We start from the raw sequence: 20,202 nt of genomic DNA on the forward strand, positions 1-20,202 counted from the left end.
GTACGAAAGTGCGGGGCTTTTCTCTTTATTGCTATCAGGTGGTTGGCTGCACGAGAAGAGAGTAGGACAAAAGGCACCGCCTTTTGAACGTTGCGCAGCAACGACCCGAAGGGTGAGCCACTGAGTGGGTCATCAACTGCCAGGCATCAAATAAGTGGAAAGCCCCTGTACTGACGTACAGGGGCTTTTGCTATGTGGAATATATTTTTTATTTGATGATTATACTGGTATTAAAGGTTGTCGCTCTATTGCTGCCAGCCACAACGTCAGTCAGTTATGAGTCAGATGATAAGCGCTATATCCGACAGCAGCCCCTGCGATATCCCAGCTAAAATCTTTCCAGCTCCAGCCGCTGCCACCTTCCCGGCTGTCATAAAGCTCTTTTGCTGCGCCAAGTCCGACAGAAAACATCAGCCCGAATGAACGGCTGCGTGCTTCATTCCATCCCTGATGATCGCCATAGGCAGTTCCTGCTGCAGCTAATACGGCAGAACCTACAAAGTGCTCGGCCTTATCCTTACCTGTCCATTGGTCATTGGCGAAATGTGTACATCCACTGCATCCTGCTATCAGGGCAATGAAAGGGAGTCTGCAAACAACGGATAGTTTCTGAATCATAAGGAGGAATTCCGGATAAAAAAAAGCCCGATCACGATGATCAGGCTTTCAGTATAACCAATTACAGAATTCGGCTAATGAGTCTGTCGATTCTTATCCGCCGTAAGCGTCGGATAAGCTTACGAACTTTAACCGGATAATTTGGAATGCTTTCCAGTTCCATATAGTGCGAAACCACGTGCGTATGCTGGCGAATTTCTTCCAGCTCTTTGTGACGTTCAGTGGCCATTTCCTTATGCGGATCGTGGATCAGAATGGCATTCTCAAGATCCAGACGCCAGGCGCGAGGATTCAGGTTATTACCGGTAATCAGTTGCCAGCGGTCATCTACCCACATGCCTTTCAGATGATAGCTGTTATCGCCATCTTTCCACAGGCGAACAATCAGCTGCCCGCTGTCAACGAACCGTTGCAAACGGCTCAGGAAACGGCGAAGGTTAATTTCATACAGATAGGGTAAGGCACCGATGATTTTGAACGGCTGATCTTGGGGAATATAGAAATCGTTCGCGGTTTTATCACCCACGATAATTTCCACCTGCTTTCCACGGCGCAGCAGATGAATAATGTTGCGCGCCAGCATGGCAGGCATATTGAAATAAGGCGTACACAGTGTCAGCTTTTGATCCGTGCTGGCCATAAGATGATGGATCGTCCGGTTCAGCTCATTTTGTTTGCCCAGACCAACGATCGGCGTGACGGCCAGTTCGTCGTTACCGGCGCTATCTTTAAAATGATAGCCACTGGTACGCAGGGTCTGGCGGAACTGACGTGTTTCGTTCTTGATCTCAATACTTTTTGGACGATCTTCACGATCCAGTCGCTGCACGGCAGACGCGGTCAGAATCGACTTCTTCATAAAGTCGATCATTGTGTTTGCCAGTGCTGTATTCGTCAGCAACTGATAACGGTCATAACGATATTTCTCATGGCGATGCAGATAGACATCGTTAAGACTCGCGCCACTGTAAATGACCTGATCGTCGATAACGAAACCTTTGAGATGCAAAACGCCCAGTGCTTCGCGGGTATTCACGGGCACGCCATATACTGGTACGGAAAGCTCAGGATGCTCTTTCGCCATACGACAATACCAGTCAGCATTGGTGTTTGCCGCTGCAGCGCCGATACGACCACGCTGAGCGCGGTGCCAGTCAACCAGCACGCAAATCTCCAGCTCAGGGCGCCGCTGCTTGGCGTCATACAGCGCCGAAAGCACATCGCGACCGCCATCATCGTTCTCCAGATAGAGCGCGACCAGATAAATCCGTTGGGTGGCGTTAGCAATGGCTTCGAGCAGCGTCGTACGGAAATCTGTCGGACAGTAGAGCGTTTTTACAGCATCAACCGTTTGGGGGAGTTTGGGTAGCTGAGCAAGGTGTTGTTGATGTTTATTACGTTTGAATTTTGACAACATCACAGTGCGCTTCTTCTCTCTTAATGTAATGGCTTTAGCGGCACAAACAGACATAGGTAACCGCACAATCGGTCGATAATACCATTAGTCCTGTCTGATGTGCGCATCTTTTGGCTGTTCATCGCGCAGGCTCACGGTTTTCTGCTGCGAAATCCGGGTGTTTTCCAGCGTCAGGGAGAGGTTAACGATACCGTCCTGAATCTGGATATCGACGTCAAATCCCAGCTTTCTGGCCAGCGTAATCATACCGCGATTGTTGGGCATAGTAATTCCGGTCAGACGTTGCAGCCCGTGCTCTCCGGCGTAATTGATCATCTTATCCAGCAGGCGTCTTCCAAGCCCTAAACCTTTCAGGTCTGAGCGAACCAGAACCGAGAATTCTGCATCCGTATTATCGGGATCTGAAACCGCTCGGGTGACACCAATAATTTCACTTTTTTCATTCACGATATGAACAGCCACGAACGCCATTTCGCGGTCATAATCGATTTGCGTCATGTTCGCCAAATCTTCATGCGTGAATTCGTTGATCTCACTGAAATAGCGATAGTAGAGATCTTCCTTCGTCACTTTGAGGATAAACGCTTTAAGCAGCGGTTCATCTTCCGGCAATATCGGGCGGAACAACGCCTGCGACCCGTCTTTCAGTATAACGTGCTCTTCGAGTTCACGCGGGTAAGGACGGATTGCCAGTCGTGACGGAGCACCGGCCTCCTGTGCCGAAAGCTGCATTGAGACATCAAGCAGGCTGAGTTCATTGCCGGAAACCAGCAAAGGGTGAATATCGAGCCTTTCGATTTCCGGACAATCAATAATCAGGTTAGACACGTTCACCAGCAGCTGACTCAGCGCCGGAATATCGAGAGGATGCAACGCATTGCGGCCACGAATTTTTCCGCTCTTGAGCGCCTGTACCACCTGATATCGCGCCAGCGTCATATTCAGTGGTGGCAGGGAAATCGCCGCCTGCCTTTCCGGAAGCCAGTCGGTGCCGCCCTCGGCCAGCATAATCAGCGGGCCGAAGACCGGATCCTGTTCGACCACCACACGAAGTTCCTGCGAGCCAGGCCGGTTGGCCATGGTTTGCACCAGTAGCCCCTGAATTCTCGCCTGCGGAAATGCCTGTCTGGCGCGGTCAAATATGGCATTCGCCGCCTGTTCCACTTCGCTTGCAGTACGCAGATATAACATGACGCCCTGAACTTCAGAATTATGCGGGATGTCAGGAGAACGCAGTTTTAGTGCCACGGGATAGCCGACCTGACTGGCGATATTCACCGCTTCAGCACTGTCGCTGGCTATCCATGTCGGCAACACATTCATTCCGTACGCCTGCAGAATTGCGCGTACTTCATGGGTATCGAGCTGAGTTGTGCCCTCAGCCAGTGTCCGGGCAATCAGCTGATGCGCCTGATCGGTGTTCTGTTCGAGACCAGCGGGAAGTGCCGGCGTTTCCTTCAGCTGTTTCTGGTTACGGCGATATTCCACCATATGCATAAATGCCGTCACCGTGCCTTCCGGCGTCCGGTAAGTCGGGATGCCGGCTTCTGTGAACAGTTTGCGGGCTTCCTGGGAGGAAAACTCACCGCACCAGTTGGTCAGCAACGTGATGTATTTACCGCGTGAATGCTGACGAACGGCTTCTATCACATGGCTGGCGGTCACGGTGCCATGTGCCGCAGCGCTGGGCGCGTGGATCACCAGCAGGGCATCGTAATCTGTGCTGTCGAGGAGTGCGGTCATGACCACCTGATACAGCTGCGGCGTGGCGTCATCGTGTAAATCCAGCGGATTTGAGACGGCAATATTGTCAGGCAGAACGGCACTCAGTGCTTTACAGGTTTCATCACTCAGTTTCGCCAGTTTACCGTTACGCGAAAGTAACTGATCAAGTGCCATTGCAGCCGGAGCGGCACCGTTGCTGATGATAAGTAAGCGCTCACCGCGCAACGGACGCATATGGCTGAGGGTTTCGACGGCAGAAAACAGCTCATGCGTATCCTGAACACGCAGCAAACCGGCACGCTGGATAGCCGCATCATAGGCGGCATCGAGGCTCAGCGGGCTGTTAAGTAATTGTTGTGCCTGTCCGCTTCGACCACTTTTTATCACCAGAATCGGTTTATTACGTGAGGCACTGCGTGAGGCGGAAAGAAAACGCCGCGCATCACTGATGTGTTCGAGATACAGCAAAATGGCGCTGGTTTTACTGTCGCGGGCAAGGAAATCGAGAAGATCATCGACATCAATATCCAGGCTGTCACCCAGCGAAACGAAATAGGAAAACCCCACGGCACGCTGTTGTGCCCAGTCGAGAATGGTATTGGCGACCGCCGCAGATTGCGAAATAAATGCCAGTTTACCGGGCAGGATTGGCACTGGCGAAAAGCTGGCGTTCAGTTTTTGCCATGGGGCGAGAATACCGAGGCTGTTTGGCCCGAGCAGACGCATCGAAAAGCGCTGGGCGCAGGATTTCAGTTCCGCGAATTGCTGCGGTTGTGAGGAAAGCACAATGACCGTTTTGCAGCCACGCTCACCCAGTTTCTCGAGAAGGGCGAGATTGCGGTCCGCGTGCGTGCAGAGAATAGCCAGATCCGGTGACATCGGCAGGCTGGCGACATCCCGCCAGGTCAGAACCCCACATACGGCGCGATAAGCGGGCGTGACCGGCAGCACCGGGCCATTAAATCCGCTGTCGAGCAGATTGCGCATCATCAGATATCCGGCGCGGCCAGGCTTATTGCTGGCGCCGATAACGGCGATAGATTCAGGTCGTAAAAGTGCTTCCAATCCGCGCTGGCTCATCAGAACTCCAATTAATCATCCTGAAATGATTCTAGAGGCTTTCTTCGTTCTTTGCTGTGAGCTGATGCACCGGATGGTGGGGTTTTCCGGCCAGATACTGGGTACGGAAATGGGTGAAGTGGCGCGACAGGCCTGCGGATGCTTCAAGATCACCGGCTTTTTCCAGCAAAGCCGCGGCCACTTCCACGGTGCAATGCAGTTCCGGACGCGAGGCTTCACGCAGAATATAGCCGGAGCTGGCGCTTACATCGAGTGAGAATACCGGCAGATTGTCCAGGTACGGGCTTTTGCGAAACATCTTGCGGGCTTCGTTCCAGGTGCCGTCGAGCATGATGAATAAAGGCGGTTTGCTGCCTGCCGGGACTTCTGTAAATACCTGACGCGGAGGTTCGGCGAAAGAGGCCGGAAACACCACGTAAGCCTGACGTTCCGGATCGGCAATTGCTTCCAGCAGCGCGGGGTCAGTTTGCGTGCGTGACCACAGAAACGCCTGTGTATCGGGCAGAACATCCGCGATTAACCGGCCAGTATTGCTGGGTTTCATCGGTTCAGTGTCAAACATCACCAGACAGAAACGGCTGGCGGCCTGATGGATTTCGCGTGTGGCGCAGATGCAGTTACGGGTAGGTAACAGGCAGGTCTGACAGCGGATAGCCCGGGATCCGCGCGCAAGGAAAGGGCGGGTCGAACGGGCTAAGCGCTGCTCACGCAGGCGAAGAACGGCATTGTCTGACATAAGCATTCCGGTTAACGAAAAACGGCTATTCTAATCACCCGGTCAGGACAGGCAAGTGGCAACTGCGAATAACAGAAAAAGGCCCGTACAGTACGGGCCTTCGGCAGGGCTTTATAACGGCATATGCGTTACAATGATTCATTAAGCCAGTTGTTGAACGGGGCTTTAGGCATTGCTCCGCTTAGCATATCGACCATTTTGCCTTCATTAAATACCATAATGGTCGGAATACTGCGGATACGGAACCGCGCGCTCAGTTCGGGTTCTGCTTCGGTATTAACCTTAATGAAACGGATTTTACCGGCGCGTTCCTGCGCGACATCTTCAAAAATTGGCGCGAAGTTGACGCAAGGGCCACACCATGGTGCCCAGAAATCGATGACAACCGGCAAATCATCTTGCAGGTATTTGTCCAGGGTAGCGGCGGTCGCGTGAACCACATCGCCTTCAAAAAGTGCATGACCGCAGCGGCCGCATTTTGCGCCGTCGTCGATACGATCCTCAGGCAGGCGGTTGGTGGCCTGACATGATGAACAAACCGTATTCATAAATAGCCTCTACATTGCTTAACGTGAGAAGGGTATCAACCACAAACCCGTTTTTACCCTTTAAAGGGTTAATAAAACGGCTGATATGTTACTTGTATGTTGTAAGTATGAGGGCGACACCTCGCGTAAACAACGTGGTTTATTCAATGAATACGATAGTTTTAAGCTTTTGGTCCAAAGCCTGTGGCGTAGCTCACAGACATCAGGTAATCTTCGCGCCCTGCGCGTAGGTGGAGAGAAAAATGAACGATTCATTCAGTGGCAAGAACGGCAAAGTCAAAGTGATGTACGTCCGTAGTGACGACGACGGCGATAACCGCAATAACGATAAACGTCCTTCCAACAATAAAGGACGTCCGGGCGATAAACCTCGCCAGGGTTCCCGTCCCGACGATGCCCGCCGCAATGAGCGTCGTAGCAGCGATTCCCGTGGTGATTCCCGCGGTCCGGCTCCGCGTCGTGGCGATGATCGCCCGCGCCGTCCGGCTCGTGATGACGACGGTCCGTACTCTTCGCCGTGGAAAACAGTTTCCCGTGCGCCGGCAGATGAATCTGCTCCGGATCATGGTGGTATCAGCGGCAAAAGCTTTATCGATCCTGAACAACTGCGCCGTCAGCGTCAGGAAGAAACTCGCGTGTATGGTGAAAACGCCTGTCAGGCGCTGTTCGCAAGCCGTCCGGACGCCATCGTCCGCGCCTGGTTTGTTCAGTCTGTCACGCCGCGTTTCCGTGAAGCGCTGCGCTGGATGGCGGCGAACCGCAAAGCCTACCATGTGGTGGAAGATGACGAGCTGGCGAAAGCTTCCGGCACCGAACACCACGGCGGCGTGTGCTTCCTGATCAAAAAACGTCAGGGTCTGGATGCAGAAACGTATCTGCAAACGGCTCCGGCGAAAGACTGCGTACTGGCGCTGGAAAACGTCGGTAACCCGCATAACCTCGGCGGTATCATGCGTTCTTGTGCGCATTTTGGTATCAACGGGATGATGGTGCAGGATCCCGCTCAGCTGGAATCTGGCGCGGCAGTCCGTACCGCTGAAGGCGGCGCGGAACACGTTAAAGCTATCAGCGCGGATAATTTCCTTGAAGTGCTGGAAACGTTCCGCAAAGCAGGATACACCATCGTGACCACGTCCAGCCATAAAGGTACGGCGCTGGGCAAAGCTGTGTTACCGGCCAAAATGGTGCTGGTACTGGGTGAAGAAAGTGATGGTTTGTCTGACAGCGCATGGCAGCAGGGCGACCTGAGCGTGTCTATCGGCGGTACCGGCAAAGTGGAAAGCCTCAACGTTTCCGTGGCATCCGGTATTTTGCTGGCGGAGTGGTGGCGTCAGAACCAGGCGTAATTGCCCGGTTTCAGCCATAAAAAAACGGACGCGTAATGCGTCCGTTTTGCTTTCTGACATTCAGGAATTGCCTGAATCAGTGTGCGCCACCGGCTCCGCCACCACTGGTGAACGGCGGACGGGCGAACCAGATTAAGATCAGCAGCACAAGGAATGCGCCACCGGATAACCAGAAGATCTCATTGGCAGAGATGATCAGTCCCTGATTAGTGATTTCCCGCGCTATCCAGCCAGAAGCCTGCTGATGGCTCATGCCTATCCCTTCCAGTTGCTGATAGGTCTGCGTCGCTGCCGGATTAAACGGCGTAATGTTTTCCGTCAACTGCGCGTGGTGCAGCGATTCACGGTTCGACCACATGGTGGTGGTGATCGACGTACCAATCGAACCTGCCAGCGTACGAATAAAGTTCGACAAACTGGATGCCGCCGCCATGCGTTCAGGCGGTAAACCGGAAAGAATAATGGTGGTCAGCGGCATGAAGAAGCAGCCAACCGCAAAGCCCTGAATAAACTGCGGCCACGCAGATGCCCCAAAATCCATTCCCGGTTCGAACGTATACGCGCGCCAGAAGAAGCAGTAGGCATACATGATAAAGCTGAATGTCACCAGCTTTCGCATATCCAGCCGGTGCGCAAAACGCCCGATAATCGGTGACATCAGTACCGGCAAAATACCCACTGGCGCGGACGCCAGACCGGCCCAGGTGGCGGTATACCCATAGACCTCTTGCAATAGCTGCGGCAGCAAAACAATGGCGCCGAAGTAGAGCATGTAGGCCAGGCTGATACACAGCACGCCAATGGTAAAGTTTCGCGATTTAAACAGTGACAAGTCGACTATCGGATGGTCGTCGGTCAGTTCCCAGACGACAAGGAAACAGAGCGCGACCACCGCCACGACCGCCAGTACGATTATTTCGGTGGAGTTAAACCAGTCGAGTTCTTTACCCCGGTCGAGCATCACCTGCAATGCGCCAATGCCCAGTACCAGCAGCACTAACCCCACACTGTCGATTGGCCTGATCTGTGTCTCGGTTTCGCGCCCCTTCAGCGTTCTCAGCGTCAGGAACACTACCGCAATACCGATCGGCACGTTGATAAAGAAGATCCATCCCCAGTGATAGTTATCACTGATATAGCCGCCCAGGATCGGCCCGCAGATCGGGGCGACGATCACTGTCATCGACCAGAGCGCGAGCGCGGTACTTCGCTTGGCCGGCGGATAGTTATTCAGTAACAGACTTTGTGAAAGCGGGATCAGCGGACCTGCCACCACACCCTGCACCACACGGAAGAAGATCAGCATTTCCAGACTGGTGGACATACCGCACAGCCACGACGCAATCGCAAACAGCACCGTGGACCACAGGAAGAGTTTGACCTCCCCTATGCGTTTTGCCAGCCAGCCTGTGATCGGGATCGAGATGGCGTTTGCCACCCCGAACGACGTAATAACCCAGGTGCCCTGTGAGTTCGAGGCACCCAGATTCCCGGCGATGGTCGGGATCGCCACGTTGGCGATCGTCGAGTCCAGCACCTGCATAAAGGTAGCCAAAGACAAAGCCACCGTCATCCAGGCCAGCGGGGCCCCTACCAGCGGTTTATTTGCCACGAAGGCCTCCGGAGATTTTAGCCTGCATTGGCATGGATAACGTCAGCAATGATGGCGTTGACCGGTGCCAGATCCAGTGTCAGAGCTGAAGTCTGATACAGCGGTTCGCTGCGGACTTTATCAGCCAGCACCAGACCATCACGGTTCTGAGTATCGACGGTTACCAGCGTTGATAAACCGATACGCAGCGGATGTTCAGCCACTTCCTGATCGTTAAGTTCGATACGAACCGGCAGGCGCTGAACCACTTTGATCCAGTTGCCGGTGGCATTCTGTGCCGGTAAAAGCGAGAACGCGCCGCCGGTACCCATGTCCATACCGACAACTTTGCCGTGATACTTCACGTCATCGCCGTACATGTCACTGACCACGGTTGCCACCTGACCAATACGCATATTTGCCAGCTGGGTTTCTTTAAAGTTGGCATCGACCCAGATGTGATGCGCCGGAACCACGGCCATCAGGGAGGTTGTCGGGCTGATTTGCTGACCAATCTGCACGGCGCGACGTGAGACGAAACCGTCAATCGGGCTGCGCACTTTGGTACGTTGCAGGGCAAGCCAGGCATCACGCACCTGAGCGGCGGCCTGCAGAACCTGCGGCTGCTTATCGACCGGCGTGTCCAGAATCATCGCCTGATTGGCGTTGTATTGCTGAACGGCGACATCGTATTGCGCTTTCGCGGTATCGACGGCGTCACGGGCGTGTTGCAGTTCTTCACGGCCAATCGCATCGGCATTCCCCAGTACAATCCGGCGCTTGAGGTCAGTCTGCGCCTGTTGCAGTTGCGTCTGACGCAGCGCGATATTGGCCTGATATTGTTTCCCGTTAATGATCAACTGATGCGTCTGACGCACGCTGTTGGCCAGCGCCGTTTTGGAGCGTTCGAAAGCCTGCTCTGCATCGGTCGGATCGATGGTCACCAGCACGTCGCCTTTTTTCACAAAGTCGGTGCTGTCGAAATTGACGTCGGTCACGCTACCCGACACCTGCGCCATAATCTGAACCTGATTACCGGCCACATAAGCATCGTCGGTAGACTCGAAATGACGTAACACCAGCAGCCAGTAGAAGAGGTAGGCGATGGCGATAATAATGAAAATCCCGGTTAACAAGAGCATCGCGACTTTGCGCGTTTTTTTCTTATTTTTCGGAGCTTGCGGCGTTGCCTGAGTTTCGGCATTTGCGCTCATGGTCTTCTCCACACTGAGTCTTTTATTATGATTTTTGGTCCGCAGCCGGGGCCTGATAGCCACCCCCAAGCGCACGGATGAGACTGATTTTTGCCTGCATCAACTGACTGCTGGCGTTGAGTTGCGCCTGTTGTTGTTGCAGAAGCGCTGACTGGCTGCTTAACAGCTCATCCCGTCCGATGACGCCAGCGTTGTATCTTGCATCCGAAACGCGATACACCTCTTCCAGCGACTTAGCGGCAGAAGATGCCTGCTGCAATTGATCCGCGCTGCTTTTCGAGACTGTAATGGCATCCGCAGTTTGCTGGATGGCGTTCAGGATGGTCTGGTTATATGACTCAACAGACTGGTCATATAACGCGGACTCTTCGCCCAGTTTGGAGCGCAGTGCACCGGCATGGAAAATCGGCAGCGAAATGGCTGGCGCGATGTTCCAGGCCTTACTGGCAGCTTCAAAAAGATTCGGGCTGGTGCCGCCGTAGTTGGTGGTCGTCAGACCGCCGAAGGCACTGATGGAAAGGCTTGGATAAAATTCTTTTTTCGCGGCACTGACCCGCTGGGAATAGGATTCCACCAGATCACGCTGTGCGGCAATGTCCGGGCGTTTTCCGAGTAAATCCAGCGTCAGCTCAGCTTTCGGTGCCAGCGCGTCCGGGGAAGGCAACGCCACGGCGTGGAGACCGTTCATTGCATCCGGCCCACGTCCGGCCAGCGCAGAAAGCTGATGTCTCAGTTGTTCCGTTTGCGATTTCAGATTGATGATCTGCTGTTTGGCACTGTCGGCCTGAGCCTGGGTTTGTTGCGGAATTTCAATGCCGTATACGCCTGCCTGATATTGCGCTTTACGCAAATCCGCCAGCCGCTGATTGTTATCCACTTCGTGTTGCAGAACATCCTGTAAGGCAAGATTGGCCTGCAACTGATAATAGGCTGACGCCACCGAACTGGTCAGCGTCAGAGCGGCTTCAGCCTGTTCAGCACGGGCAGAATCCACCTGTGCTTTCGCGGCATTCACCTGATTGCGGTATTTACCCCACCAGTCAAACTCATAGCTCAGATTCAGCCCGAGGCTGTTGCTGCTGTCGTAGATCGGCGCTTCCGGATAGCTGGTCAGGAACGGCGGGATCGTGTTTTTTGCAACACGTTCACGACGCGTAGAACCATTCAAATCCAGATACGGACCATTGGCGGCATCGGCTTCTCCCATGACGCTTTGTGCTTCGCGCACGCGAGCGGCGGCCTGACGTAATGACGGCGAGTTTTGCAACGTCGTGGTCATCAGGTTATCCAGTTGCGGGTCATTAAGACTGCGCCACCACTGAGGGCCGAGGGTCAGGGAGCTGACTTTTGCCTGCTGCAGATGAAGCTGTTGCGTATCGAGCAGCGACGACTGAGGAGCAATATTATTACTGGAGGCGCAGCCGGCCAAAATCAAAACGGCAAACAGCGGCGTAAGCCTCCAGCGAGCTTGGAGTGACATGTGTAGTTTACCTGAACAGAAATTTAGAATTGTTGTAGTGCTGTTGCATCCATCTGATCAAGGCGAGTTAACAGTTTGCGGGTCAGGGTTTCTAACTGCTTCTGCTCATCTGCGTCTAAAGTTGACCAGAGAAAATGCAGACTCTTGTGTTGAGGCGGCAGTAACTTCTGGATAAAGGCTTCTCCGTCAGCCGTCAGGTGCAAATGCAGGCACCGGCGGTCGTTATCGCTTTCACGGCGTTCAATCCATCCACGTTTTTCCAGCTCATCCGCAATACGGGTGGCATTAGTACGGGAAGAACCCAGCGCAGAGCTGAGCTCAGAAGGCTGAATGCTGTGACTTTCCTGCGCATCAAGGGTGAGTAACGCCATAAACAGCGTTTCATTAATCCCTTGTGCTTTCAGCATCTTATTGCGGTTTTCCAGCAATTTACTTTGCATGTGCATACACAGGCGGGTCAGCAGAATTTCCTGATAAGGGAAATCTTTTTGCTTTTTGGCCCGGAAATTTAACATGTTTTCAATTGGCGCGAACGAACTGTCCATATGAGAAGCCTCATTAGTTACAGATGACATAGTAACGATGGTAATTAATAATATCAATGTCATGAATCACCAATTCTTTAGCAATTAGTGTGATTCATAACTCCGGTGAATTATTCGATGTTTAATGTATTCCGCAGAGTTTGCCCTGCTGTCACTCTGCGGTAAAAAATGGTCTTCAGCCTGCGGCCATCAGCATCACCTTAAACACCAGCCCGTACGCCAGGGCACCGGTCAGTGTGGCAATAATGATGCTTTTGGTTCGCCAGAAAATCAGCGCGAGAAGCACAAAACCTGCCAGCGAAGGCAGCAGTTTTTGTTGATCACGCAAAATTTCCGGCGTGCTCGAAACGACCAGTAATGCGCAGATAGACGCGATACCGATGCTGTCGAGTACGCGGGACAGAGGGCCACTTTTCGGCCCGGGTTTCTGCCTTGCGCCCATGCGCAGAGGCAAATACCGGAACAGGTAATTCACTGTGCCGACCAGCAGACAAACCAGAATGACATTAGTGCTCATCTGAGGTTATCTCCGTGGCAGAAGGGGATTGAGGGCGTTGCAGCAGGGCGGCAACGCATCCGGCGGCCAGACCGCAGCCGATAGCGGCGGGAATTGACCAGAACATCAGTCCGCTCAGCGCGCCAGCCAGCGACGCGACAAACACCATGCTCTGCTGGCGCTTAAACGCGGCGAGCAGAAAACTCAGAAACAGCGCCGGTAACATAAAGCCCAGCGCGGCTTCGATAGCGGGGAAATTATCCAGCGGCCCGTTGCCAAACAGCGCACCCACAGCCGTGCCAAATACCCATGAAAGCCAGGAGAACAGAGCGATGCCGCACATCCAGTTTTCGCTCCAGCTGCGTTTATCGCGGATCAGTCTGGCGGTGGCGGCAGCGAACACTTCGTCCGTCAGGCCAAATGCCCAGAGCGCGGTTTTTTTGCCATTGAGTTTGCCCACCAGACGGTTACGCAACGACGGCCCGTACAGCACATGCCGTACATCCATTGCCATCACGGTGAGGGCTGAAATCCACAGGGACATTCCGGCGCTGAGCAGCGCAGTGATCACAAACTGGCTGGCGCCAGCGTAGATAAGAATGGAAAAAAGCAGACTTTCAGCTGGGGTGAATCCCAGTTTTACGGCGCTGAGGCCAAATGCAAAAGCGATGGGGAGATAGCCAATAACAATGGGCAGGCTATCGGTAATACCTTGTGTGAAAGTGGAAACACGGACGGGGTCAGGTGCTTCGAGATCTGGGTTGCTTTGCATGGGTGTTTAAAACATTGTGAAACCGGATGAGGTCCGGCAAATAATTCATGGTGCAAACATTACCAGACTGTAAGTATTGTTAACACCCTTTGGTTCAAATAAATTTCTAATATGATTATTCGCAAGCTAATCAGGAGGGGTGATGGTTCCCTCCTGATGTAATTTCGTACGTTATTACGCCAGCTTGTATTTATATCCCTTCAGCCAGACCAGTAAATTCAGCACACACATGACGGTGCCTGCTGCCGACACCCCATACCAGCCTGCGGCCTGATAGGCTGATGCAGAAATCAGCGATCCGACCGCACCACCAATGAAGTAAGTCGTCATATAACCCGCGGTCAGGCGGTTACGCGCTTCCGGCATGGTTTTATAGATAACACTTTGGTTGGTGATGTGGACACCCTGAACCGAAAGGTCCAAAACGATGATGCCGATAATCAGCGAAATCACGGAATGCTGGCCCCAGGCAATCGCCGCCCAGGAAAGCAGAAGCAGAATCAGACCCGCCGTGGTGGTCAGATGCGCTTTACCTTTATCCGCCAGATGTCCCGCACGGGTGGCCGCCAGCGCGCCAGCCGCGCCTACCAGCCCGAACAGCCCGATCACCGCTTCGGAATAGTGATACGCGGGGCCCGCCAGCAGGAATGCCATTGACGTCCACAGAATACTGAAGTTCGCGAAACAGAACATGCCGATCAGCGCACGGGTGCGTAACACCGGCGTGTGGATGAACAGCGTGAAGATGGATTTCAGCAGTTGCGGATAATTCAGATCCGTTTTCTGCTGATGTTTTGGCAGCTTGCGCCACAAGACCAGCGCCATCACGATCATCAGCGCACTGGCGACCCAGTACACCGTCCGCCAGCCGCCCAGCGACGCCAGAGCACCGGCGACAGTACGCGCCAGTAGAATGCCCAGCAGCAGACCAGACATAATAAGCCCGACCACTTTACCGCGACGTTCTGGTTCGGCCAGCGTAGCCGCCAGCGGCACCAGAATCTGCGCCACCACTGAGAACAGCCCGGTCAGCGCCGTCCCGACCAGCATGATGGTCAGCGTAGGTGCCATCGCGGTGAGCAGCAATCCTGCGGCGGAAAGCAGTGTCATCAGCACGATTAACCCGCGACGTTCGAACATATCGCCGAGCGGCACGATGAACATCAGCCCGCAGGCATAACCAAGCTGTGCCACGGTGACGATAAATCCGGCCTGATTGACTGAAAGATCAAACGCGCGGGCGATCGTTTCCAGCAGCGGCTGCGGGTAATAGTTACTGGCGACGGCGAGCCCGGTGGCGACAGCCATCAGAATAATCAGCGCCGGGCTGAGTGGGGAATGTTTGGTCGTTTTTTTCATAATGGGGATAACAGATCTTATTGAAGAAGCAGGGGAATGCGAAAAACGATTATCGTTTTGATGGAAATATTAAACCAATGAATAGTTTTCATGGCAACTATTTGGTTTTTCAATAGCGCTTATTTTAAATACGCTCCTGCAAAAAAAACGGGCGGAGATTTCTCCCCGCCCGCTGGCCTTACTGAGTCTGTGACTGCGTTATTTCGCTGCGGCAGCCGCTTCTTTTACCCAGCCGTCGAACTGTTCCTGGTGGGCCTTGATCCAGCCGTCGGTCTGCGCGGCGATATCAGCATCTGAATTTTTACCCGCGTGCATGGCGGCGTTCTGCGCATTGATGTCTTTCAGTGGCAGTTTCATGATGGCAAACAGTTTTGCCGCCGCCGGGTTTTTCTCAGCCCAGGCTTTGTTCGCCACGATGTGCATGGTGCTCACCGGGAAACCGTAGTTTTTGCCGTTTGGCAGTGTGGTATCGGCATTTTTATCACCCGGAACCACAGAGAACGGTACCTGCATCCACAGCACGTCTTTGCCCGGAATCAGCACATTGCTGACCCAGTACGGCGTCCAGGTGTAGTAGAAGATCGGTTTCCCTTCTTTGTAACGGGTAATGGTGTCGGCGATCATCGCGGAATAGTTACCCTGATTATGGGTCACGGTATTTTCCAGACCATAGGCTTTCAGCTGATCATTCAGCGCGGCTTCACAGCCCCAGCCCGGCGTACAACCGGTCAGATCGGCTTTGCCGTCACCGTTGGTATCAAACAGTTTGGCCAGTTTCGGATCCTTCAGCTGCTCGATATTGGTAATGTGATATTTCTCAGCGGTTTTCTTATCGATCAGCCAGCCTTGAGCTGCGCCGGTCACGTAGGTGCCTTCACGGTAAAAGACTTTGTCGCCACCGGCGGCTTTGTACATTTCATCATGTAGCGGCGACCAGTTAACGGCGGTGAAAGTCGCATCACCGGCGGCAAGGGTGGTGTAGCCCACGTTGTAATCGACTTCACGGGTTGGCTGAACGTCATAGCCCAGTTTCTCCAGCGCTTTGCTTACCAGTTCGGTCTGAAAAGACTCCTCACTGATGGTGCTCTGGACGGGTGTCACGCTGATGCCTTTACCCGGCAGATCGGCGGCGAAGGTGGTGGCTGTTGCAAATGTGGTGAGGGCGGCAACCGCCCAGATTCCTGTCTTTTTCATAAATTCCTCGATTTTTATAATGCGTTATTTTGCTGCGGCGGCAGCTTCTTTAATCCAGCCATCGAAGGTCGCCTGATGCGCCTTGATCCAGCCATCAACGTGCTGCTGGATATCTTCTGATGAGGATTCACCTTCATGCATTCGCAGGTTCTGCGCATTCACGTCGGCCAGGGGTAATTTCATGATGGCGAACAGTTTCGCGGCCGCCGGGTTTTTCTCTGCCCAGGCTTTGTTCGCCACAATGTGTTCGTTATTGACCGGGAAGCCGTAGTTCTTGCCGTTCGGCAGGGTGGTATCCATATCTTTCTGCGAACCCGGATTTGCCGAGAACGGCACCGTCAGCCAGACCACGTCTTTGCCCGGTTTCATCTCGTTGCTGACCCAGTACGGTGTCCAGGTGAAGTACAACACCGGTTTACCGGATTTAAACCGGGTGAGGGTGTCAGCGATAATCGCCGAATAGTTCCCCTCGTTTTGCGTCACGGTATCGCTCAGGCCGTAAGCCTTGATTTGGGTATTGATCACCTGGCCGCAAACCCAGCCCGGATTACAGCCTGCCATATCGGCTTTACCGTCACCGTCAGCATCAAACAGTTTGGCGATTTTCGGGTCTTTCAGTTGGGATAAATCATGAATGTGGTATTTGTCGGCGGTTTTCTTGTCGATCAGATAACCCTGTGCCGCGCCGGTGATATAAGTGCCCTGACGGTAGAATTTCTGGTCGCCACCGGCTGCGTTATACATGTCTTTTTGCAGCGGTTCCCAGTTCACGGCCATGTAAGTGGAATCACCGCTGGCGATGGCGGTATACGCCACGTTGTAATCCACTTCACCGGTTTGCTGAACGTCGTAGCCCAGTTTTTCCAGTGCACGGTTAACCAGTTCGGTCTGAAAAGTTTCTTCTGCGATGGTGCTTTGCAAAGGTTTGACGACCACGCCTTTGCCCGGTAAATCGGCAGCGAAAGCGGCAGGTGTCGCAATGGATAATGCGAGGATGAGTGTTTTGATGTGTGTCTTATTCTGAGTTGTGCGCATGGTGAACCCTTATTCTTTTTAAGTTTGTGGCTTATGAATACGTAAGAGTGGACTGCGTTGTTTTAGCTTTTGAGAGTTCCCGGCAGCGAACCGCCGGGAAAAATGCAGTGTGTGGATCAGGCTTTTTTGGTGAAAGGCTTCATCACCAGACCGACAGGACCGCGGGTGAACCAGCGGTGACCGCCTTTACTGCGGCTGTCGCGACCCATCGACTGGGTCAGACGGTCGAGGATGATGGCGAGGATTACGATACCCGCACCACCGACCGATGCCAGACCCATGTCCAGACGACCGATACCGCGCAGAACCATCTGACCCAGACCACCCACGGCGATCATCGAGGCGATAACCACCATCGACAGTGCCAGCATCAGCGTCTGGTTAATCCCGGCCATAATGGTCGGCATCGCCAGCGGCAGCTGAACTTTAAACAGCAGCTGACGCGGACTGGAACCAAATGATTTCGCCGCTTCGATCAAATCTTCCGGCACCTGATTGATACCCAGAATGGTCAGACGAACCACTGGCGGCAAGGCGAAGATAATCGTCACCACCACGCCCGGTACGTTACCGATACCAAACAGCATGACGATCGGCACCAGATAAACGAACGCCGGTGTGGTCTGCATGGCATCCAGTAACGGCCTGATAATTTTGGCCGCTTTCTGACTGCGTGCCAGCCATATCCCGAGCGGTAAACCTATCAGAATACAGAAGAACAGCGAGGTCAGAACCAGCGCCAGCGTCACCATCGCCTGTGACCAGGCACCGATCGCGCCGATCAGCACCAGCGAAACCAGCGTGGCAGCACCCATACCGAAACCGGCCATCTGCCATGCAAGCAGGGCAAAGACCAGAATCGCAATCGGTGCTGGCAAAGATTCAAGACCGTGCTGGAAACCGCTCAGGACGAAATCGACCGGGACGCGGATCCCCTGGAAGACAGGGCGGAAGTTACCGACCAGCCAGTCGATCCCTTCGGTGACCCAGCGGTCAAGCGGGATCAACGTGCTGTGAAACGGATCGAGAATATTAAAATGCTGATGCTGTTCAGGTGCGACGCTCAGCCAGTCATTGGTCTGTGCGGCGGCGTGATGCGTGGCATCCGGTGTACTGGTCGCGGCATCGCTGCCACCCCCCCACGGATCACTGCTGCCCGCATCGGCTGGCGCGGCACTGGTTGCGGCATCAGCTTGTGGTGCAACACCGCCACTGGCGTTGTCGGCACTCCACGGATCGACGGACGGATCCAGAGCCTGTGCCTGAGCGGCCTGTGCGTGCTGAGTCATTGTGTTCGTTACGGTTGAAGTGCTCATTCGTTACCCCCTTCTTTGTCCAGAGCCTGAAGCAGCATGGCTTTGGAAATAATGCCGATATAGTTATTGTCCTCATTGATCACCGGTACGGCGCAAGGCGCGGCGGCGACATGAGAAATCAGTTCGCTGAGCGGCATGTCTGCCTGCACGGCTGCCGGAGAATCCAGCAGGGCGCTTTCCAGCGACTGATTGGCTTTCAGCGCGGTTTTCAGGGATTCAATCGACACCACGCCGATGAATTTCTGTCCACGTTCAAGCACATAACCATATTCGCGGTCTTCGTCTTCGAGCAGCTTGAGGGCGGCACGGGGACCAAAACCGGGGGTTTTACGAATAAGCGCGCCGCGACGGCGGGCAATGTCTTTGGCACTGAAGACCTGGCTGATATCAACGCCACGGAAGAAGGTGCGCACATAGTCGTTGGCCGGATTATTCAGAATGTCTTCCGGCGTGCCGACCTGCACCACTTCGCCGCCCTGCATAATGGCGATACGGTCGCCGATGCGCATGGCTTCGTCCAGATCATGGGAAATAAACACGATGGTGCGCTGATGCTGAGCCTGTAGCTTCACCAGCTCATCCTGCATTTCAGTACGAATTAACGGATCGAGTGCCGAGAAGGCTTCATCCATCAGCAGAATGTCAGGGTTGTTGGCCATGGCGCGGGCTAAGCCGACACGCTGGCGCATACCGCCCGACAATTCATCAGGATAAGAGTTGGCATAGTTTTCCAGCCCGACCTGACGCAGGGCGTCAATCGCTTTGGCATTGCGTTCTTCCACCGGCACACCGGCCAGTTCCATACCAAACGCGGTGTTATTCAACACGGTCAGGTGTGGCATCAGCGCAAAGGACTGAAAGACCATACTGATTTTACTGCGGCGCACCTGGCGCAATTTTGCTTCTGAGATTTTGGCGATATCTTCGCCGTCGATCAGGACTTCGCCACGGGTGGGCTCTATCAGACGATTGAGAAGGCGTACCATGGTGGATTTACCGGAACCGGATAACCCCATGATGACGAAAATCTCGCCTTCTTCAATGGCCAGACTGGCATTCTTAACGCCAAGTGAAAGACCGGTTTTCTCAAAAATTTCTTCTTTACCCTTGCCTGCATCGATCATCTTGAAAGCGCGATCCGGGTTTTCGCCAAATACCTTATAAAGATTCTTTACTTCGATTTTAATTGCCATGCAATGTGCATTCCTTGGATATAAATAGCCGTATCGGCTCGATGTCTAGTTTTTGTGTTGGACCGTATAAGATTTTGCCTGTAACAAAATAGTGAACGCTTTATACCCTAACACATCGAAATTCTGAGACAAGTCTCAATGTTTCTGGAGAATATTCGTGTTTGTGTTTCGGGATACGTATTTATGTGTATCTGGCTTGTCTAATTTTGTCTGGATCCACTGACATTTTATGACAATTCCAATTGCTTCATATTGGGCGGTTTTTCGGAGCGTTTAAATTAAACGAATGACTCTGAATATATAGTTATCAGACTGATTTTAATGATTTTTTATTGTTTTGATTTTGTCGGGTTTTTATCATTAATAATTGCAGGGAATTTAACCGGATAATGTGAATTTCTGCAGTGTATTTTACAGGTGTAAATAGTGATTTCGGCGCGGGGGATGAACGGTGAATTTACCGGTTGTCTGAAAGAGGAGATTGAGTTGATATAACGGCATGATTCAGCGGGAAGGAGGGTAATTTGCCGGTGCGGG

At 53.3% G+C, this 20,202-nt stretch carries 17 protein-coding genes; 1 reads left to right on the forward strand and 16 read right to left on the reverse strand.

Annotated features, from left to right (window positions below; all coding sequences use genetic code 11):
• Window positions 1-270: 270 nt before the first annotated feature.
• From J1778_RS01450 to trxC, 5 genes are all read right to left on the reverse strand, one after another.
• Window positions 271-618, reverse strand: a complete 348-nt coding sequence (locus J1778_RS01450) for a YfiM family lipoprotein (protein WP_217171677.1) — start codon at window positions 616-618, stop codon at window positions 271-273.
• 61 nt (window positions 619-679) lie between these two features.
• A complete protein-coding gene (gene pssA, locus J1778_RS01455; RefSeq protein WP_420804058.1) occupies window positions 680-2,032 on the reverse strand; it encodes a CDP-diacylglycerol--serine O-phosphatidyltransferase in 1,353 nt (450 codons plus the stop codon).
• Window positions 2,033-2,119: 87 nt separating this feature from the next.
• Window positions 2,120-4,840, reverse strand: coding sequence for a bifunctional acetate--CoA ligase family protein/GNAT family N-acetyltransferase (locus tag J1778_RS01460; RefSeq protein ID WP_217171678.1), 2,721 nt, complete (start codon window positions 4,838-4,840; stop codon window positions 2,120-2,122).
• 31 nt (window positions 4,841-4,871) lie between these two features.
• The gene (locus J1778_RS01465; RefSeq protein WP_217171679.1) at window positions 4,872-5,576 is read right to left on the reverse strand and encodes a tRNA-uridine aminocarboxypropyltransferase; all 705 of its coding nucleotides are present in this window, start codon (window positions 5,574-5,576) and stop codon (window positions 4,872-4,874) included.
• Window positions 5,577-5,704: 128 nt separating this feature from the next.
• The gene (trxC, locus tag J1778_RS01470) at window positions 5,705-6,124 is read right to left on the reverse strand and encodes a thioredoxin TrxC (RefSeq protein ID WP_015695963.1); all 420 of its coding nucleotides are present in this window, start codon (window positions 6,122-6,124) and stop codon (window positions 5,705-5,707) included.
• Between the two features lie 242 nt (window positions 6,125-6,366).
• Between trxC and J1778_RS01475 the strand changes: the two genes are divergently transcribed.
• Window positions 6,367-7,470: a tRNA/rRNA methyltransferase gene (locus J1778_RS01475; protein ID WP_217171680.1), complete on the forward strand. Its 1,104-nt coding sequence runs from the start codon at window positions 6,367-6,369 to the stop codon at window positions 7,468-7,470.
• 76 nt (window positions 7,471-7,546) lie between these two features.
• Here the strand turns inward: J1778_RS01475 and emrB are convergent, their stop codons facing one another.
• The 11 genes from emrB to proV all read right to left on the reverse strand — a co-directional run bounded on the left by emrB (window position 7,547) and on the right by proV (window position 19,665).
• Window positions 7,547-9,082: a multidrug efflux MFS transporter permease subunit EmrB gene (gene emrB / locus J1778_RS01480; RefSeq protein WP_217171681.1), complete on the reverse strand. Its 1,536-nt coding sequence runs from the start codon at window positions 9,080-9,082 to the stop codon at window positions 7,547-7,549.
• A 17-nt stretch (window positions 9,083-9,099) separates the two neighbouring features.
• The gene (emrA, locus tag J1778_RS01485; RefSeq protein WP_217171682.1) at window positions 9,100-10,275 is read right to left on the reverse strand and encodes a multidrug efflux MFS transporter periplasmic adaptor subunit EmrA; all 1,176 of its coding nucleotides are present in this window, start codon (window positions 10,273-10,275) and stop codon (window positions 9,100-9,102) included.
• A 25-nt stretch (window positions 10,276-10,300) separates the two neighbouring features.
• Window positions 10,301-11,755 carry an efflux transporter outer membrane subunit gene (locus J1778_RS01490; RefSeq protein WP_217171683.1) on the reverse strand — a complete coding sequence of 485 codons (1,455 nt, stop codon included), beginning with the start codon at window positions 11,753-11,755 and terminating at the stop codon, window positions 10,301-10,303.
• 23 nt (window positions 11,756-11,778) lie between these two features.
• On the reverse strand, window positions 11,779-12,300 hold the full coding sequence (gene mprA / locus J1778_RS01495; protein WP_104924515.1) for a transcriptional repressor MprA: 522 nt from the start codon (window positions 12,298-12,300) through the stop codon (window positions 11,779-11,781).
• Between the two features lie 175 nt (window positions 12,301-12,475).
• Window positions 12,476-12,817, reverse strand: a complete 342-nt coding sequence (gene ygaH, locus J1778_RS01500; protein ID WP_217171684.1) for an L-valine transporter subunit YgaH — start codon at window positions 12,815-12,817, stop codon at window positions 12,476-12,478.
• Window positions 12,807-13,568, reverse strand: a complete 762-nt coding sequence (locus J1778_RS01505; RefSeq protein ID WP_217171685.1) for an AzlC family ABC transporter permease — start codon at window positions 13,566-13,568, stop codon at window positions 12,807-12,809. The genes ygaH and J1778_RS01505 overlap by 11 nt, the downstream gene beginning before the upstream one ends.
• Window positions 13,569-13,742: 174 nt before the next feature.
• On the reverse strand, window positions 13,743-14,927 hold the full coding sequence (locus tag J1778_RS01510) for an MFS transporter (protein WP_217171686.1): 1,185 nt from the start codon (window positions 14,925-14,927) through the stop codon (window positions 13,743-13,745).
• A gap of 198 nt (window positions 14,928-15,125) precedes the next feature.
• Complete coding sequence (proX, locus tag J1778_RS01515) at window positions 15,126-16,121, reverse strand: glycine betaine/L-proline ABC transporter substrate-binding protein ProX (protein ID WP_217171687.1); 996 nt, start codon at window positions 16,119-16,121, stop codon at window positions 15,126-15,128.
• A 24-nt stretch (window positions 16,122-16,145) separates the two neighbouring features.
• Window positions 16,146-17,156: a glycine betaine/L-proline ABC transporter substrate-binding protein ProX gene (proX, locus tag J1778_RS01520; protein WP_238484513.1), complete on the reverse strand. Its 1,011-nt coding sequence runs from the start codon at window positions 17,154-17,156 to the stop codon at window positions 16,146-16,148.
• Window positions 17,157-17,272: 116 nt separating this feature from the next.
• Complete coding sequence (gene proW, locus J1778_RS01525) at window positions 17,273-18,445, reverse strand: glycine betaine/L-proline ABC transporter permease ProW (RefSeq protein WP_217171727.1); 1,173 nt, start codon at window positions 18,443-18,445, stop codon at window positions 17,273-17,275.
• A 23-nt stretch (window positions 18,446-18,468) separates the two neighbouring features.
• Window positions 18,469-19,665 (reverse strand): glycine betaine/L-proline ABC transporter ATP-binding protein ProV, encoded by a 1,197-nt coding sequence (gene proV / locus J1778_RS01530; protein ID WP_217171688.1) that lies wholly within the window; start codon window positions 19,663-19,665, stop codon window positions 18,469-18,471.
• Window positions 19,666-20,202 lie beyond the last annotated feature (537 nt).

The sequence above is a fragment of the Rahnella bonaserana genome, assembly GCF_019049675.1.
Taxonomy (GTDB): Bacteria; Pseudomonadota; Gammaproteobacteria; order Enterobacterales; family Enterobacteriaceae; genus Rahnella; species Rahnella bonaserana.